The organism is Pseudarthrobacter sp. NPDC092439, from assembly GCF_044754945.1.
GTDB lineage: Bacteria > Actinomycetota > Actinomycetes > Actinomycetales > Micrococcaceae > Arthrobacter.
On sequence record NZ_JBIVQB010000001.1, the window covers coordinates 601,735 to 619,085 of the forward strand.

Genomic DNA, 17,351 nt, shown 5'->3' on the forward strand with positions numbered 1-17,351 from the left:
GGTGTCCCGCCCGCCTCGTCACGGCGTTGGCCTGCTGGTTCCGGGCAGGCCCGGAGCGTCAGATTGCGGCTACCCCGCGTTCGCCGGTCCGTACCCGGACGGCCTCAAAAACGTCCATCGTCCAGACCTTGCCGTCGCCGGCGCGGCCCGTGTTGGAGCTGGCGATGATAACGTCCAGGATGTCGTCCGCCTGCTCGTCCGTAGCCAGGACCTCCACCCGGATCTTGGGCAGCAGGTCAACGTTGTACTCGGCTCCGCGGTATACCTCCGTGTAGCCGCGCTGCCGGCCGTAGCCGCTGGCTGCGCTGACCGTGAGGCCCTGGACCCCGTAGGATTCCAGCCCTTCCCGGATGGCTTCGAGTTTTTCCGGCCTGACGATGGCAGTAATCAGTTTCATGCCCCCACGCTTTCCTTGCCTGTTGCCGATTCTGTGTTCTGCGTCCCGGCTGCTGCCTGGTCCGACGTCTGGCTCTTGCCGGTCATCACGTCGTGCAGGGGCTGGAACGAGCCGCCGTGCCCGGATACACCGAACTCGTAGGCCGTTTCAGCATGCAGGCTGAGGTCCACGCCCACGCTTTCCTGTTCCTGGGAGACCCGGAAGCCCATGGTCTTGTGGATGGCCAGGGCAATGATGACCGTAAAGACGGCCGAGTAGGCGATGGCGATGCCTGCCGCTGCCAGCTGGGCCCACATCTGGGTCATGCCGCCGCCGTAGAAGAGGCCGCCGCCCGCGCCCTCCTCCGGCAGTGCGATGAAGCCAAGGGCTACGGTGCCGATGATGCCCGAGACCAGGTGCACACCCACCACGTCCAGCGAGTCATCGAAGCCCCAGCGGAACTTCAGGCCCACGGCCAGGGCGGAGGCAACGCCTGCCACGATGCCCAGTCCCAGGGCGCCCACCGGGCTGACGTTGGCGCAGGCCGGGGTGATGGCCACCAAGCCGGCAACCACGCCGGATGCTGCGCCGAGGGAGGTGGGGTGGCCGTCGCGGATGCGCTCGGTGACGAGCCAGCCGATCATGGCCGCTGCCGGCGCTGCCAGGGTGTTGACCCAGATCAGGCCGCCCTGCTCAGCGGAGGACGCGAGGCCGCCGTTGAAGCCGAACCAGCCGAACCAAAGCATGGCGGCCCCGAGCATCACGAAGGGAATGTTGTGGGGACGGTGGTTCGGGTCCTTGCCGAAGCCTTTGCGGTTGCCGATGATCAGCACGAGGATCAGGGCCGCGACACCAGCGTTGATGTGCACCACGGTACCGCCGGCGAAGTCGATGGCGGGGCCCAGTGCCTGGCCGATGGCGCCGTCCTCACCAAAGAGGCCGCCGCCCCACACCATGTAGGCCAGCGGGCAGTAGACCAGCGTGACCCACACAGGCACGAAGACGGACCAGGCGCCGAACTTGGCGCGGTCGGCAATGGCACCGCTGATAAGGGCAACGGTAATGATGGCAAACGTCGCGCCGTAACCCACCAGGATGAGGCCATCCGGTGAATCCGCGGAGTTGACGCCTTCGAGGCCGAAGCTGGCCAACGGGTTGCCCACCATCTGCAGGAAGCCGTCACCGCCTGTCATCGAGTAGCCCCACAGCACCCACACGACACTGACGATGCCGATGGAGATGAAGCTCATCATCATCATGTTCAGCGCTGCCTTGGCGCGCGTCATGCCGCCGTAGAAAAATGCGAGCCCTGGTGTCATCAGCAGCACGAGTGCCGCCGCCACCATCAGCCATACGTGACCCGGGGTAAGTTCCATGGTGCACGTCCTCCCTATGATCGATTCTGCGGAATACTCCGCCTGCCAACGCCGTTTTGCGTCCTGTATCGAGTCTGGGGTCGGCGTGTTTCGGCTGCCGCGGATTTATATTGCGGCCCTGTTACAACAACCTCCAGGAAGTAAATGGTGAATATCCGGCTTGTTACGGTGGTGTTTCATCCCTTTCGCCGGTCCCCGGCACTGTCCACGGCAAGGATTGCGGCATCATGACGGCAGAACCCCGCGAAAGCGGCACATCGTCCCGGTTCTTCACGCGGTTCCTGCCGCGGCCCGGGAAGTTCCCGCGGGACATCAAGGTGATGCTTGCCGCTGCGTTCCTGATCGCCCTGGGCTTCGGCCTGGTGGCCCCGGTTCTGCCGCAGTTCGCCACCACGTTCGGGGTGGGAAACACCGAGGCGTCCGTCATCGTGGCCATCTTCGCGTTCATGCGCCTGGTGTTCGCTCCGGCGGGCGGGGCGCTGATCGGCCGGCTGGGCGAACGTCCCGTATATGTTGCGGGGCTGCTCATCGTCGCGGCGTCCACGGCCGCCTGCGCTTTCGCCCAGGACTACTGGCAGCTGCTGCTGTTCCGTGGACTTGGCGGGGCCGGCTCCGTGATGTTCACGGTTGCCTCCATGGCACTGGTGGTACGGCTGGCGCCTCCGGAAAGCCGCGGGCGGGTCTCCGGCGCCTATGCCTCGGCGTTCCTGGTGGGCAACGTGTGCGGGCCCATCGTCGGGGGCCTGTTGGCAGGTTTCGGCCTGCGCGTCCCGTTCCTGGCCTACGCCGCGGCGTTGGTAGTGGCCGCGCTGGTGGTCCAGACGCAGCTGAGCCACCAGCGCAGGGGCGGCGGCCCGGGCGGACAGCGCGCGCCGGAGCTGCCGTTCACTGAGGCGCTGGCGGCGGGCGCGTACCGGTCCGCGCTGGTGTCCAGCTTCGCCAACGGCTGGGCGACGTTCGGGGTGCGGATGGCCACGGTGCCGCTGTTTGCCGCTGCCGCGTTCGGCTCCGGGCCGGAGGCTGCCGGCCTGGCGCTGGCTGTGTTCGCCGCAGGGAATGCGTCCGCGCTGACGTTTTCCGGCCGCCTGGCAGACAGCCTTGGCCGCCGGCCCATGATGGTGTGGGGCCTTCTTGTGGCCGCGGCTGCCACCGCGGCGATCGGCGCCTCGGCGGACCTGGGCTGGTTCCTGGCCGCGTCCGCGCTGGCCGGTGTCGGTTCGGGCCTGTTCGGTCCGGCCCAGCAGGCCGCGGTTGCGGATGTGATCGGCAACGACCGCTCCGGCGGCAGGGTCCTGGCCGTCTACCAGATGGTGTCCGACGTCGGCGCGATCGTAGGGCCCATCCTGGCCGGCGTGCTCGCGGACCGGCTCGGCTATGGCTGGGCGTTCGGGGTGACCGGCGGGATCATGCTGGTGGCGGCCTGCAGCTGGCTCGGCACCCGGGAGACCCTGCGGCCGGCACGCTGACCGGCCGCAGGCTGGCTGTGCCCCCGGTTTTGCAGTACGGCTAGTTCAGCAGCGCGTCCACGAAGGCTTCGGCCTCGAACGGTGCGAGGTCGTCCGCGCCTTCACCCAGTCCAATGAGTTTGACGGGCACGCCGAGGCTCTTCTGGATGGCCACCACGATGCCGCCCTTGGCGGTGCCGTCCAGCTTGGTGAGGACGATGCCGGTGATGTTGACTACTTCGGAAAACACGCGGGCCTGGTTGAGGCCGTTCTGGCCGGTTGTGGCGTCCAGAACCAGCAGGACCTCGTCGACGTCCGCGAGTTTCTCCACGACGCGCTTGACCTTGCCCAGCTCGTCCATCAGGCCAACCTTGTTCTGGAGGCGGCCCGCGGTGTCGATCATGACCACGTCCACCTCCTGCTCGATGCCGGCCTTGACGGCCTCGTAGGCAACCGAGGCGGGGTCGGCGCCGTCGATATCCGACTTGACGGTGGGGACGCCCACGCGCTGGCCCCAGGTGGCCAGCTGTTCGGCGGCGGCGGCACGGAACGTGTCCGCGGCTCCCAGCAGGACGTCCTTGTCTTCGGCCACCAGGACGCGGGCCAGCTTGCCGACGGTGGTGGTCTTGCCCACCCCGTTGACGCCGACGACCATCATGACCGCGGGCTTGCCGTCCTGCCGCTCGATGTTGAGGCTGCGGTCCATGGCGGGGTCCACCAGCTTGACCAGCTCTTCGCGCAGGAGGGCCTTGACGTCCTCGGGCGTGCGCGTGCCCAGGACCTTGACGCGTTCACGGAGTGCATCCACCAGCTGCATCGTGGGCTCGGTGCCGAGGTCCGCCAGGAGAAGAGTTTCCTCCACTTCGTCCCAGACGCCCTCGTCGATCCGGTCGCTGGAGAGCAGCGCAAGCAGGCCCTTGCCCATGATGTTGTTGGACCGGACAAGCCGCTCCCGCAGGCGCATGAGGCGTCCGGCCACCGGCAGCGGGGTGTCTACGGGTATGGTTTCGAGCCCGGCGGCATCATCCGGGACCCCGGCGGTTTCCAGGCCCTCCAGATCCACACCGGCAGGCGCCGTCCGGTCCGCCACAGGCGCATCGGCCACCACGGTGCTGCCGCGGCGGGGGGTCTCCGGATCGTTGGCGTCGCGGGTTCCCGGGTACTGGTTGATGTTCCGGCGGGTCTTGAGCAGGACCGGAATCAGCCCGCCGACAACCACCAGGGCAGCAACAATGGACAGGATAATGGGAAGGATTTCATTCACTCCCCTAGCTTCTCACAGGGCAGCTACACGTCCGCGGTCGCCCGGTCCCCTGCCAGGCGCTGGCTGATCACGGTGGAAACGCCGTCCCCGCGCATGGTCACGCCATACAGTGCGTCCGCCACTTCCATGGTGCGCTTCTGGTGGGTGATGACGATCAGCTGGCTGGATTCGCGCAGTTCCTCGAAGATGGTGATGAGCCGGCCCAGGTTGGTATCGTCCAGGGCAGCTTCCACCTCGTCCATGACATAGAACGGGGACGGCCGCGCCTTGAAGATCGCCACCAGCAGCGCCACGGCCGTCAGCGAGCGTTCACCGCCCGAGAGCAGTGAGAGCCGCTTGATCTTCTTGCCGGCCGGGCGGGCTTCCACCTCGATGCCTGTGGCCAGCATGTCGTCCGGGTCGGTGAGGACCAGCCGGCCTTCACCGCCGGGGAACAGCCGTTCAAAGACCCGCACGAACTGGGCCTGGGTGTCCTCGAACGCTTCGGCGAACACCCGCTGCACGCGCTGGTCCACTTCCTTGATGATGTCCAGCAGGTCCTTGCGGCTGGCCTTCAGGTCCTCCAGCTGGGAGCTGAGGAACTGGTGCCGTTCCTCCAGGGCCGCGAATTCCTCCAGGGCCAGGGGGTTGACCTTGCCCAGGCTGGCCAGGTCCCGCTCCGCCCTGCGGAGCCGCTTCTCCTGCTCGGCACGCACGTAGGGTTTTCCCTCGACGATATCCTCGCCGGCCTCGTCCACAGGGGTGCGGAGGGCGGCCCATTTGTCCCCGGACTCCTCCGCCGGTAGGGGCACAGGGACGTGGGGCCCGAACTCTGCCACGAGCGCGTCCGGGGTAATCCCCAGTTCGTCGATGGCCCGGGTTTCCAGGGCCTCGATCCGAGCCCTTTGCTGGGCGCGGGCGAGTTCGTCGCGGTGGACAGTATCCGTCAGGTCCGCCAGCTCGCGGGCCAGGGCTTCGGTGGCCGAGCGCACCTCAGCGAGTTCCTTGTCCCGTCGTTCCCGGTTTTCCTCGGCGAGGTCCCGTTCGTGCCGCGCAAGGTCCACGGAAACGTCCAGGTACCGAAGGGAAAGGCCGACGGCGGCACCCACCGCAGCGGCCCGTCCCGCCTGCAGCCGGCGCCGGCGGGCCCGCTCCGCGGCTTCGGCCCGGGCACGCCGCTCGGTGACGGCGGCCCGTTCCAGCGAAGCGGCCCGGTTTCCCGTGGCGGACAGCTGTTCTTCGGCGCTGCGCAGCGCCAGGCGCGCCTCCATCTCGGCGGCACGGGCGGCCGACGCCGCCTGGGCGAGTTCGTCGCGGTGTGCGGTTGAAGGCTCCTCCTCCAGGGGCGCCTCCTGCGCTGCGGCAAGCCTCGCTGCCACAGCGGCGAGCGCTTCCTCCTCCGCGGCGACGTTGGCCTCGGCGCGGGCCAGGGACTGGGCCAGGCGGTCGCTTTCCCCCACAGCGCTGCGCAGGACGGAATTCAGGTGGCCCAGGCGTTCGGCTACGGCGGCGAGGCGGGCGTCGGACTCGTGCAGCCGCTCCATCGCGGCATCGGTCCGGTCCTGCGCGCCGGCCCGCCGCGCCTCTGCGGCGGCCAGTGCAAACCTGTTGCGCTCCAGAGTGGCGCTGACCTCCTGAAGGTCAGCTTCGGCGTCGTCCACGGCGGCCTGCACCTCAAGCAGCGACGGCCCCTTCGCGGAGCCGCCGGTGGCCGAGGCTGCCGTGAAGATGTCCCCGGCGCGGGTCACTGCCGTGATGCCGGGGTGGCGGGACACCAGCCCGGCGGCGGCTTCCAGTCCGTCAACGACGGCGGTGCGCGCCAGCAGGTGCCTGACCTGGTCGGCGAAGTGCCCGTCGCCGTCCACCACGTCCGCGGCCGGGACAGCACCTGCGGGGAGGCCCGGCAATGGCGGGCCGGGCTGTGCTTCCCCGTTTGGCGCCGGAGCCAGCAGCAGTGCCGCCCGGCCGGCGTCGTCCGCCTTGAGCAATCCGAGGAGTGCCACCGCGGTTTCCGGACTGTCCACCAGGACCGCCTCGGCGGCCTCGCCGAGGGCAGCTGCAACAGCGGCCTCATACCCGCTTTCCACCTCGATTGCGCCGGCGAGGCTGCCCCGGACCCCGGCGAGGCCCGACTGCAGGGCGTGGCTGGCCCCGTCCTTCCGTTCCAGTCCCAGCCTCAGTGCGTCCCGGCGCGCCACCAGGGCATCCCGGCGGCGGACCCCCTCGTTCACGTCCGCGGTGAGCGCGGCGATATCCTGCACCACGGCGTCCAGCGCTTCCGCTGCGGCCTCATACTCGGCGTCAAGGGACTCTTCGCCTTCTTCCACGCCGGCCACCTGGTTCTCCAGTGCGGAGAACTCGGCCTGGGCGCGCGCGCGGCGCTCCTGCCCGGCGGCCAGCGACTCGTGCAGCCTGCCGAGTTCCGCCTGTGCGGACTCCACCCGTGAACGGGCCGCGGCCACCTGGCCGGCCAGGCGGGCCATGCCTTCGCGGCGGTCTGCGGCCGCCCGCAGCTGCGAGGTGAGCCGCTTGTCCTCGGCCAGCGCGGCGCTTTCTGCCTGGGCCTTCACGGCCTCCGCCTGTTCGAGCGCCCGGCGGCGCTCCGCCGTGTCCCGTTCCAGCCCGGCGAGTTCTTCGCGGACGCGCGCGGCCTGGCGCTCCAGCTGATCGGGGTCCCGGCCGGATGCCGGTTCGGCATCCACGGCACCCAGGAGGCGGCTGCGCTCCTGTGCGAGCGAACCCAGGGACCGGAACCGCTCCCTGGCCGCGGTGAGCCGGTACCAGGTGTCCCGGGCCGCGTTCAACCGCGGTGTGGCCTGCGCCGCCAACTGCTCCAGCCCGGCCTGTTCCCGGCGTCCGGCGGCCAGATCGTGTTCGACGGCGGCCCGCCGGGCCTTGAGCGCGGCCTCGTCCGCCACTTCCTGCTCCAGGGCGGACTGCAGCTGGACCAGGTCGTCCGCCAACAGCCGGGCACGCGCGTCGCGCACGTCGAACTGTACGCGCTGGGCACGTCGGGCCACCTCGGCCTGCTTGCCCAGGGGCGTCAGCTGGCGCCGGATCTCTCCGGTGAGGTCCGTGAGCCGCTGGAGGTTCGCCTGCATGGCCTCAAGCTTGCGGACCGTGCGTTCCTTGCGGCGGCGGTGCTTGAGGATTCCTGCCGCTTCTTCGATGAAGCCGCGGCGGTCCTCCGGTGTGGCGTGCAGGACCCGGTCCAGCTGTCCCTGTCCAACGATGACATGCATTTCCCGGCCCAGCCCTGAATCGGAGAGCAGTTCCTGGATGTCGAGCAGCCGGCAGCCGGACCCGTTGATGGCGTACTCCGAGCCGCCGGTCCGGAACAGCGTCCGTGAGATGGTCACCTCGCTGTACTCGATCGGCAGTGCACCGTCCGAGTTGTCGATGGTGAGCGAAACGTGGGCCCGTCCCAGCGGCGGGCGGCCGGAGGTGCCGGCGAAGATGACGTCCTCCATCTTGCCGCCGCGCAGGGTCTTGGCGCCCTGCTCGCCCATCACCCAGGCCAGGGCATCCACCACGTTGGACTTGCCGGAGCCGTTGGGGCCCACCACGGCGGTGACGCCGGGCTCAAAATCGAAGGTGGTGGCCGACGCGAAGGACTTGAATCCCCGGACGGTCAGGCTTTTGAGGTGCAAGGTGTTTCGGATCTCCTCGTGGTGTCAGCGGGTGCCGGGCTGACACCAAATCTAACCCGCCTGCCCTCCCTCCCGGGGGCTTTTCGTCCACTTAGAGGGCTTAAAACGCGTTCTTAAGGCGCCTGGGGGACGAAATCCCGTGGGGCGGACGACGGCGGCGGGCCGGCTACCAGCGTCCGTTGCGAGGCCGCGGCTGGCAGACCGGGCACGTGTGTGACGAACGGTTCATGAACTGTTCGCGCCGGATGACGGCGTTGATCCCGGCGGCGGCACAGCGGGGGCATGCCTCGCCGCCCCGGCCATAGGCGTTCAGCGACCGCTCAAAATAGCCTGAGGCGCCGTTGACGTTGACGTAGAGCGAATCGAAGCTGGTTCCGCCGGCGGACAGGGCGTCGACCATGACCTCCCGGGCCGCAGCGACCAGGCGTTCGGCGTCCGCCCGGCGCAGGGTGTCTGTGGGCCGCGCATAGTGCAGGCGCGCCCGCCACAAGGCCTCATCCGCGTAGATGTTCCCGATTCCGGACACCAGCCCCTGGTCCAGGAGGGCCCGCTTCAGGCCGGTCCTGCGCGCGCGGAGCCGCCGGTAGAAGAGGTCAAAGGAAAAGTGCGGGTCCAGCGGATCCCGGGCAATGTGGGCCGCCTCGGCCGCAATCAGCGGCAGCGGGCTTTCCGCTTCGCCGCCGGGGCCGCCGTCGTCCGTGGGAACCAGGTCGGTGACGAAGAGGCCCCCGAAGATCCGCTGGTCCACGAACCGCAGCTGGCCCGGCATGCCGGGCGCGGAACTGAGGCGCAGCCGGACCTTCAGGTGTTTTTCGTCCGGGACCCATGCGTCCTGCATGAGCAGCTGCCCGCTCATGCCCAGGTGCGCCATCAGGGCCACGTGCGGCACGCTTCCTTCCGGAGTCTCCCCGTCCGCGAGCGGAAACCAGAGGAACTTTCCCCGGCGTACCACGTCGGTGACGGCGGCGCCTTCGAGATTGCCCGTAAAGTCCGCAGTACCCGCAGCGTGCCGCCGGATGGACCGCGGGTCCACCACGTCCACCGCTTCGATGGTGCGGCCGCGGACCCAGGTGGCCAGGCCGCGGCGGACCACTTCCACCTCAGGCAGTTCAGGCATGGCCGTTACTGTTTTGCGCCGGCGCCGTTGAGGGCACGCCAGGCGTCGGCGGCGGCTTCCTGCTCCGCTTCCTTCTTGGAGTGGCCGGAGCCCTTGCCGTACGCGGTACCGCCTACATGCAGCACGGCGGTGAAAGTGCGGGCATGGTCCGGCCCGGTGCCGTCCACGGCATAGTTGATGGTGCCCAGCTGCCGGCTCGCGGCCAGTTCCTGGATGCTGGTCTTCCAGTCCGTCCCTGCCCCCAGCGCAGCTGCATCCTTGAGCAGGGGCCCGATCAGCCGCATGACCAACTGGCGGGCGGTCTCGATGTCGTTGGAGACGTATGTGGCGCCGATCAGGGCTTCCATGGTGTCCGCCAGGATGGACGCCTTGTCCTTGCCGTGGGTCAGTTTCTCGCCCTGGCCCAGGTAGATGTATTCGCCGATGCCCAAGGTGCGGCCGATACCGGCGAGGGCACGGGTGCTGACCACGGCGGAACGGCGCTTGGCGAGCTCGCCCTCGGGCAGGTCCGGGTTGTCCCGGTACAGGGCATCGGTGACGGAGAAGCCCAGGATGGAGTCGCCCAGGAACTCAAGCCGTTCGTTGGTGGGGACGCCGCCGTTTTCGTAGGCGTAGGAACGGTGGGTGAGCGCAAGACGAAGCGTCCCGGCGTCAATAGAGACACCGAGACGCTTCAGAAGCTCTTCAGTTGAAGACATCGTGTCAGCCTGGCGGCCGATTAGACGTCCGCGACCTTGCGGCCCTTGTACTCAAGGAACAGCGCGGTGCCAGCCGAGTCGGTAACGACCTTTGCCTGGTGCGGCAGGCTGTAGGTGACCTGGCCGTTTTCAACGGTCTTCACCAGGTGGGGTGCGGTCGCCTTCCACTGCGAGCGGCGGGCGCGGGTATTCGAGCGAGACATTTTCCGCTTGGGAACAGCCACGGCTAACTCATTTCTCTCTAGACAAACACGTACAAATCAATTTTGCCGGTCAGGCTTAGCCATATCAGCTAGGGCAGCCCAGCGAGGGTCAAGGACCTCGTGGTGGTGCCCCGGCTCGTCTTCCAGGCGCGCTCCACATTCGGAGCAAAGGCCCTGGCAGTCTTCCCGGCACACCGGCTGGAACGGCAGCATGGTCACCACTGCGTCCCGCAACACCGGTTCAAGATCGATTACATCGTGCTCGACTCGACGTTGCTCTTCATCATCTTCTCCGTCCGAAAGCTCGACGCCTTCGTAGAAGAAAAGTTCTTGCACATTGACCTCAAGGTCATACGCAAGGGGATCCAGGCATCGGCCGCATTCACCGGTTACTTCGGCGAGCGCGGTTCCTGATACCAGAATTCCTTCGTGTACGGCCTCAAGCCTCAGGTCCAGCTCGATGTCCGAGCCTTCCTGAACGCCAATGAGCGCCACACCAAGATCACCTGGTGCGGGTACATGTTCCTTCAGTGTCCGCATGCTTCCCGGGCTGCGCCCGAGGTCCTTGACGTCGAACGCCAGGGGCGAACCTGCATCTCTTTTAATGAGAACTCCTGTTGAACATATGACCGACGTACCATCTTAGCCTGAAGAGCCGCGGGGACTCAAACCAGCAAACCGGCGGCGCCGAAGTACCGGTCAAGCCTACCCTCCCGGCCGCTGATCCGCGGCAGGCGCGCCAGCGGTCATCCGCCGCAGCACCGAGCGGGGCACGAAGTCCGAGATGTTCCCGCCCAGCGCCGCCACTTCCTTGATAAGGGTGGAGGACAGGTGCAGGTAGTGCGCCTCCGCGGGCAGGAAGACCGTCTCCACGCCGCTGAGCTGCCGGTTCATGGTGGCCATCGGCAGTTCGTAGTCGAAGTCCGAGGACGATCTCAGCCCCTTGACGATCGCTGAGACTCCCCGCTGACGGCAATATTCGGCGAGCAGTCCGTCCCCGACGGGTTCCACCACGATGCCTTTGAGGGAAGCCAGCGTTTCCCTGGCCATCTCCAGGCGCTCGGGCTGGGTAAACCGGTACTTCTTTGCATGGTTCGTGGACACGGCAACGATGACTTCGTCAAACAGGCCTGCGGCCCGGGCGATGACCTCGAGATGGCCGTTATGGATGGGATCGAAGGATCCTGGGCACACCGCTCGTCTCATGCTCCGAACCTACCGCATGGAAACGCCGGGATACCATGGCTGGATGCATCCAGCAGCGGAACTTTCCCCTTCCACGGAGCCTGCTCCCTGGCAGCGCACGGCCCTCGGAGCGAACCTCCTGTCCCCGGGCGGCGGCCTGGGCGTCACCATCTTCGAAGAGATGACCACCCTTGCCGCAAAGACCGGTGCCATCAACCTGGGCCAAGGCTTTCCGGACGAGGACGGGCCGCTGGAAATCCGGGAAGCTGCCCGCGCTGCCATCGCCGCCGGCGCCAACCAGTACGCACCGGGCAAGGGCATCCTGGAACTGCGCGAAGCGGTGGCAGCACACCAGGAACGCTTCTACAACCTCACCCCGGATCCGCAGACTGAAGTGATTGTCACCACCGGGGCCACCGAAGGGATCGCGGCAACGCTGCTGGCTTTTTGCCGGCCGGGCGACGAGGTCCTGACGCTGGAGCCCTTCTACGATTCCTACGGCGCGGTGATCGGGCTCTCCGGCGCCACGCATGTGACCGCTCCCCTGTTGGCTCCGGACTTCATGCCTGACATGGCGGCGCTGGAGGCGGCCTTCAGCGAACGCACCCGGGTGGTCCTGCTGAACAACCCGCACAATCCCACGGGGGCCGTCTTCCCGCGGCATGTGCTGCAGCGAGTAGTGGACCTCGCCGAACAGCACGGCAGCATCATCGTCACGGACGAGGTATACGAGCACCTCACCTTCGGCGCCACGCACATTCCGGTGGCCACCCTGCCCGGCGCGGCCGGGCGCACGCTCACCATTTCCTCCGCCGGCAAGACGTTCTCGCTCACCGGCTGGAAGATCGGCTGGCTGACCGGGCCGGAAGAACTCGTGGCGGCGGTCCGCACTGTTAAGCAGTTCCTTACATATAGCTCCGGCACGCCATTCCAGGCGGCGATCGCTGCGGGCCTGGCGCTGCCGGACGTGTTTTACGACGGCGTTGCGGCCGCTTTGGCGCGTAAGCGGGACATCCTGGGCGAAGGGCTGAGGGCGGCCGGCTTCGATGTGTTTTCACCCCAGGGCACCTATTTCATCAACGTGGATACGGCCCCGCTGGGCATCAACGACTCGGTGGACCTGGCCCGCCGACTGCCCGCGCTGGTGGGCGTTGCCGCCATTCCGGTGCCGGTGTTCTGCCACGAGGACGGCGCCCGCCGTACCCGCAGCCTGCTCCGTTTCGCTTTCTGCAAGAAGGTGGAAGTGCTGGAGGAAGCCGCCGGGCGGCTCGCCGCCCTGGGCGGAAAGCTCTGATGCCGGCGGGGACGGATATTCCGGCATCGCGCTTCCTCCGGGGCGCCGGCCTGCATGCGTCCATCGAGGCTGACGCGTTCACGGAGGGGAGCTTCGTGCTGAGCATCGGCGGCGTGGAGCAGTCGCACGTTAACCTCGCGCAGCCCGCGGAGATCTTCTACGAGTACCTCCGCCGGATCGGCCATCTGGTGGACCTGGCGGCCCCGGCAGGAGCTCCGCTGCGTGTCCTGCACCTCGGGGCCGGCGCGCTGACCCTGGCCCGCTACATCCAGGCCACCCGGCCGGGCTCGGAACAGTACACGGTGGAACTCGAACGTGAGCTCCTGGACTTCGTGCTGCGGCACCTGCCCCTGCCGGAGGGAACCGTCCTGCACACCGTCACCGGAGATGCCCGTGCCGAACTGGCCGGCCTCGATCCGGAGCTCCGCTTCGACGTGGTCATCCTGGATATCTTCTCGGGGCCCGACGCCCCGGCGCACCTGGCCTGCGCGGACTTCTACCAGGAGGTACGGGCGCGGCTCACCACGGCCGGGATCCTGGTGGTCAATGTTGGCGACGAGCCGGGATTGACGCTCGTCCGGAGTCAGGTCGCCGCCATGCGCCGCGCCATGGGTGACGTGGCCGCGTTTGCCGAGGCAGGCATGTTCGAGGGGCGCTATCCGGGCAACATCATCCTGGCCGGAACGCAGTCCGTCTGGCCGGCAGAGTGGAGCGCCGCGCTGGCAGACCGCGGACCCCACCCGGCCCGGGTCCTTGCCGGGCCTGACCTGGACCCGCTGGACGGTTAAAGGGCGGGAGGTCAGGCCGGGCGGTCAGGTCTGCGGCAGGTCGCCGCCATCGATCGCGTCCGGCACGGAGGGTTCGGCGAACCAGAGCCGCGTCTCCCCGTACTTCTTCTCCGCGAAGCGCGCCATCCCCCCGGGCCACTCCGGCTCGGGCGAACGCGACGACCGTTCCACCACCACCACGGCACCGGGCGCCAGGAGTCCGGAGAGCTTCTCCAGCACCGCGGAGAGCGCCACCTCATCCAGCGGGTAGGGCGGGTCCAGGAAAACCAGGTCCCAGGCCGCTGCCTCCGGGACGCGGCCCAGGAAGGGCTCCACCTTGGCCCGGTGGACGGTCACGGCTTTGCGGCCCAGGATCCCGTTGATGAGGTCCGCGTTCCGCTGGCACACGCCGCTGGCCTTGGCATCCGACTCCACGAGATCCACCGTTTGCGCACCGCGGCTGGCGCTTTCGACGCCCAGCGCCCCGGACCCGGCGTACAGATCCAGGACCCGGGATCCGGCGATGACGCCGAACGCGTCAAGGCGGGAAAACAGGGCTTCCTTCACCCGGTCCGTGGTGGGCCGGGTCAGCGATCCGGGCACGCCGGTGAGCGGCGTACCGCCGGCCGCTCCGGCAACAATCCTGCTCATGGCCGGCCCCTGCCTGCAGTCCGGTGCACCGCACGGCCGGCGTCGACGGCCGGAACCGTATTAACCGCGTTCAAGGAACGCCTCCTTCTCGGGGTTGAGGTACTTGTCGATGGCGTCCGCGAGCGCCGGATGCGCCGTGAGGTCCGGATCAATCGCGACGATCCGGTGCGCGTCATCGCGGGCCCGGGCGATCACATCCTCGTGTTCCAGGACCCGCAGCAGCTTCAGCGTCGACCGCCCGCCGGACTGGGAGGCGCCCAGGATGTCGCCTTCGCGCCGCAGCTTGAGGTCCTCCTGGGACAGCTCGAACCCGTCCGTGGTGGCCGCAACAGCGTCCAGCCGCCGACGGCTCGGATGCCCGGGTTCCAGGGCGGTAACAAGCAGGCAGGTGCCGGGCAGCCCGCCGCGGCCCACCCGGCCGCGCAGCTGGTGCAGTTGGGAGATACCGAACCGGTCGGCGTCGAGGATGACCATCAGAGTGGCGTTGTGCACGTCCACGCCCACCTCGATCACCGTGGTGGACACCAGGACCTTGATGCGGTTGGCGGTGAAGTCCGCCATCGCGGCGGACTTCACCGCAGGGTCCTGCCGGCCATGCAGCGGGGCCAGCGGCACCCCTTTGAGGGCCGGCTCCTGCGCAAGATGTTCGACGACGGCCGTCACCGAGGCGAGCTCCCGGACGGGGCCGGTGTCCAGGTCAGCCTCTCCCGGCCCCAGGTTCACCGGTTCCGCTTCGCCGGGTGCCGCTTCCCCGGGGCTGAAGTCGCCGTCGTCGTCCGTTCCGATCTTGGGGCACACCACGTACACCTGGTGGCCGGCATCAATCTCTTCCCGTGAGCGCGACCAGATGCGTCCGGCCCAGCCGGGGTTCTCGGCAAGGCCCACGACGTGGGTGGTGATCCCGGCGCGGCCGGCGGGAAGCTCGTCCAGCACGGAGGTTTCAAGGTCGCCGAACACGGTCATGGCCACCGTGCGCGGAATCGGCGTGGCGGTCATGACCAGCAGGTGGGGCGGCTTGCGGGCCTTGGCCCGAAGGGCGTCGCGCTGCTCCACGCCGAACCGGTGCTGCTCATCCACCACGATCAGGCCGAGGTCGTAGAAGGAGACGTTATCGCTCAGCAGGGCGTGGGTGCCGATGACGATGCCTGCCGTGCCCGAGGCTGCGTCGAGCATGGCCTGCTTGCGGGCTGCGGTGGGCATGGATCCGGTCAGCAGCGTGACCTGCACTGCAGGGCCGCTGCCGAGCCCGCCGAGCAGCCCGTCGCCTGAAAGCGGACCGAGCGTGCGGCGAATGGACTCGTAGTGCTGGGCCGCCAGGACCTCAGTGGGGGCCAGGAGGGCCGCCTGTCCGCCGGCATCCACCACCTGGAGCATGGCCCGAAGCGCAACCACGGTCTTGCCGGAGCCCACTTCGCCTTGGAGGAGGCGGTTCATGGGTGAATCCCGGCCCAGTTCGGCAGCGAAGGTTTCGCCCACTGCTGCCTGGCCGGCCGTGAGCGTGAAAGGCAGATTCGCGTCGAATGCCGCCACGAGCCCGTCTGGAACGGGCTTCCGCGCGGTGGCTTCCTCCGCGGCGATCTGGGCCCGGCGGCGGGCCAGGGCGGACTGGAGCACCAGGGCCTCGTGGTAGCGCAGCCGCTGGCGGGAACGCTTCCAGTCGTCAGCGGACTTCGGGGCATGGATCAGCCGGTAGGCATCCCCGAGCGGCATGAACCCCTCCCTGGCCGTGACATCGGCGGGCAGCGGGTCCGGCAGGGCATCGAGCTCCATCGTGTCCAGCAGAGCCTCCACGGCCTTCTGGATTTTCCAGCTGGGCAGTTTGGCCGTGGCCGGATAGACCGGGATGGGCATGGCTGCCAGTTTTTCGGCGTCTCCGCCGCCGGCCATGAAGGGGTCCTCGTCAAGGACCAGGTAATCCGGGTTGGTCAGGCCCAGCGCCCCCTTGAAGCTGGTGACCTTGCCCGAGAACAGCGCCCGCCGCCCCGGCAGGAGGTCGTTCCTGGCCCGGAAGCCGTTGAAGAAACTGATTTTCAGGGTGCCCGGGACTTTTCCGCGGTAGTCGGTGCCGCCCACAAGCCGAAGCCCGGCCTGGCCGTCGTCGTCAGAGACAACCACGTCCGTGATGGAGCCCTTCCGCTGCACCATCTTCCTGGTATTGCTGGAGAGCACCCGGGCAATGAGGGTGACTTCCTCGTCGCGGGGAATCTCGTTGATCGGCGTCAGTTCGCCGCGGGTCAGGTAGCGCCGGGGAAAGTACGTGAGCAGCCCGCCGACCGTGGAGATGCCCAGCTGCTTCTCAATGACAGCCGCGGAACGGTTGCCGATGCGCCGTTCCAGCGCCAGGTCCAGTTCAGCGGTCATGCCCGTTGGCAAGGGAGTCCACCGGGCCCGCCACCGGATCCCGGGGCAGGGCAAGTTCACTGACACTGATGTGGTCCGGATCACCGAGGGACCGAATGGTTTCCACGGCGGGTTCCGCCTCCGGGACGTGGACGTGCACCCGCCACCGGTAGTTCCCGTCGTGGTCCGCGCCGGAGCCCACCTGGCTCATGATCACGGACTCACCAATTTCGTCGAGCCGCTGCCGGAGGGTCGCGGCGTTCAGCGGCGACAGGCTGATGGTGCACATGACTTCCACTCCATCGTCGTCCGGCATGTCCGTGTGGATGTGGGGGTCCTGGACGTCGTAGCCGTGAAGGCCGTCCAGCAGTTCGCCCTGGAGTTCCTCTCCCAGCACCGCCGAGCGCAGGCAGTCCAGGATCAGGAGCATGCCCACCCCGCCGGCATCCACCACGTGGGCGCTGGCGAGCGCGGCCAGCTGGTCCTCGGTATGTACGACGGCGGCCAGCGCGCCTTCCACGGCGGCGTCCAGTGCCAGGCCCAGGGCATGGTTGCTGTCGTCGCCGTTCTGTCCGGCGTCGACGGCGGCGGCAGCGCGCGCCGCGGCCTCCATGACAGAGAGCATGGTTCCCGGCACGGGATCGCTAAGGGCGGACCAGGCGCGGATCTGGGCCCTGTTCAGGGCTGCGGCGAGCAGGGTGGAGGTCAGCCGGGTGTGCCCGGCGAGCGGTTCGGCGGCTGCGGAGAGGAAGACGGAGAACAGCGTTCCGGAGTTTCCGCGGGCTTCCTCCATGGCGGCCCGCCCGGCAACGGCCAGGACCTCGCCCACGTCGGCCTGCGCGGCCGTGGCATCGTCGCAGGCGAGCGATCTGGCGGCCGCCCGGACGGTCAGGTACAGGTTGGTGCCGGTGTCGCCGTCCGCCACCGGGAAAATGTTGATGGCGTTGAGCCGGTCGCTGTGGTTGCCCAGTGCCGTCTCAGCCTTGCCCAACCACCGCTTCATCGC

General features: G+C 68.3%; 15 protein-coding genes. 3 read left to right on the forward strand and 12 right to left on the reverse strand.

Features of this window, described 5'->3' with window-relative positions:
• Window positions 1-58 precede the first annotated feature (58 nt).
• Entirely contained in the window at window positions 59-397 is a 339-nt protein-coding gene (locus ACIQCM_RS02850) for a P-II family nitrogen regulator (protein ID WP_050687078.1), read from the reverse strand.
• On the reverse strand, window positions 394-1,752 hold the full coding sequence (locus ACIQCM_RS02855) for an ammonium transporter (RefSeq protein ID WP_400603389.1): 1,359 nt from the start codon (window positions 1,750-1,752) through the stop codon (window positions 394-396). The genes ACIQCM_RS02850 and ACIQCM_RS02855 overlap by 4 nt, the downstream gene beginning before the upstream one ends.
• A gap of 227 nt (window positions 1,753-1,979) precedes the next feature.
• Between ACIQCM_RS02855 and ACIQCM_RS02860 the strand changes: the two genes are divergently transcribed.
• Complete coding sequence (locus tag ACIQCM_RS02860) at window positions 1,980-3,218, forward strand: MFS transporter (RefSeq protein WP_400603388.1); 1,239 nt, start codon at window positions 1,980-1,982, stop codon at window positions 3,216-3,218.
• 40 nt (window positions 3,219-3,258) lie between these two features.
• Here ACIQCM_RS02860 and ftsY read toward each other — a convergent pair whose 3' ends face one another.
• The 7 genes from ftsY to coaD all read right to left on the reverse strand — a co-directional run bounded on the left by ftsY (window position 3,259) and on the right by coaD (window position 11,314).
• On the reverse strand, window positions 3,259-4,461 hold the full coding sequence (gene ftsY / locus ACIQCM_RS02865) for a signal recognition particle-docking protein FtsY (RefSeq protein WP_400603387.1): 1,203 nt from the start codon (window positions 4,459-4,461) through the stop codon (window positions 3,259-3,261).
• Between the two features lie 23 nt (window positions 4,462-4,484).
• Window positions 4,485-8,090, reverse strand: a complete 3,606-nt coding sequence (smc, locus tag ACIQCM_RS02870) for a chromosome segregation protein SMC (RefSeq protein ID WP_400603386.1) — start codon at window positions 8,088-8,090, stop codon at window positions 4,485-4,487.
• Between the two features lie 166 nt (window positions 8,091-8,256).
• A complete protein-coding gene (mutM, locus tag ACIQCM_RS02875; protein ID WP_400603385.1) occupies window positions 8,257-9,207 on the reverse strand; it encodes a bifunctional DNA-formamidopyrimidine glycosylase/DNA-(apurinic or apyrimidinic site) lyase in 951 nt (316 codons plus the stop codon).
• Between the two features lie 5 nt (window positions 9,208-9,212).
• On the reverse strand, window positions 9,213-9,905 hold the full coding sequence (rnc, locus tag ACIQCM_RS02880) for a ribonuclease III (protein ID WP_400603384.1): 693 nt from the start codon (window positions 9,903-9,905) through the stop codon (window positions 9,213-9,215).
• Window positions 9,906-9,925: 20 nt separating this feature from the next.
• Window positions 9,926-10,129 carry a 50S ribosomal protein L32 gene (gene rpmF, locus ACIQCM_RS02885; protein WP_009356569.1) on the reverse strand — a complete coding sequence of 68 codons (204 nt, stop codon included), beginning with the start codon at window positions 10,127-10,129 and terminating at the stop codon, window positions 9,926-9,928.
• 36 nt (window positions 10,130-10,165) lie between these two features.
• Window positions 10,166-10,690 carry a YceD family protein gene (locus tag ACIQCM_RS02890; protein WP_400604267.1) on the reverse strand — a complete coding sequence of 175 codons (525 nt, stop codon included), beginning with the start codon at window positions 10,688-10,690 and terminating at the stop codon, window positions 10,166-10,168.
• A gap of 123 nt (window positions 10,691-10,813) precedes the next feature.
• Window positions 10,814-11,314 (reverse strand): pantetheine-phosphate adenylyltransferase, encoded by a 501-nt coding sequence (gene coaD, locus ACIQCM_RS02895; RefSeq protein WP_400603383.1) that lies wholly within the window; start codon window positions 11,312-11,314, stop codon window positions 10,814-10,816.
• A gap of 43 nt (window positions 11,315-11,357) precedes the next feature.
• Between coaD and ACIQCM_RS02900 the strand changes: the two genes are divergently transcribed.
• Window positions 11,358-12,587, forward strand: a complete 1,230-nt coding sequence (locus ACIQCM_RS02900; RefSeq protein ID WP_400603382.1) for an aminotransferase class I/II-fold pyridoxal phosphate-dependent enzyme — start codon at window positions 11,358-11,360, stop codon at window positions 12,585-12,587.
• Complete coding sequence (locus ACIQCM_RS02905) at window positions 12,587-13,375, forward strand: spermidine synthase (protein WP_400603381.1); 789 nt, start codon at window positions 12,587-12,589, stop codon at window positions 13,373-13,375. Before ACIQCM_RS02900 ends, ACIQCM_RS02905 begins: the two co-directional genes overlap by 1 nt.
• Window positions 13,376-13,399: 24 nt before the next feature.
• On the opposite strand, the gene rsmD is transcribed toward ACIQCM_RS02905, so the two are convergent.
• From rsmD to ACIQCM_RS02920, 3 genes are read right to left on the reverse strand one after another with little or no spacing between them, the layout of a single operon-like run.
• The gene (gene rsmD, locus ACIQCM_RS02910) at window positions 13,400-14,005 is read right to left on the reverse strand and encodes a 16S rRNA (guanine(966)-N(2))-methyltransferase RsmD (protein ID WP_400603380.1); all 606 of its coding nucleotides are present in this window, start codon (window positions 14,003-14,005) and stop codon (window positions 13,400-13,402) included.
• A 60-nt stretch (window positions 14,006-14,065) separates the two neighbouring features.
• Window positions 14,066-16,366, reverse strand: a complete 2,301-nt coding sequence (locus ACIQCM_RS02915; protein WP_400603379.1) for an ATP-dependent DNA helicase RecG — start codon at window positions 16,364-16,366, stop codon at window positions 14,066-14,068.
• Window positions 16,356-17,348, reverse strand: coding sequence for a DAK2 domain-containing protein (locus tag ACIQCM_RS02920; RefSeq protein ID WP_400603378.1), 993 nt, complete (start codon window positions 17,346-17,348; stop codon window positions 16,356-16,358). The genes ACIQCM_RS02915 and ACIQCM_RS02920 overlap by 11 nt, the downstream gene beginning before the upstream one ends.
• Window positions 17,349-17,351: the final 3 nt, after the last annotated feature.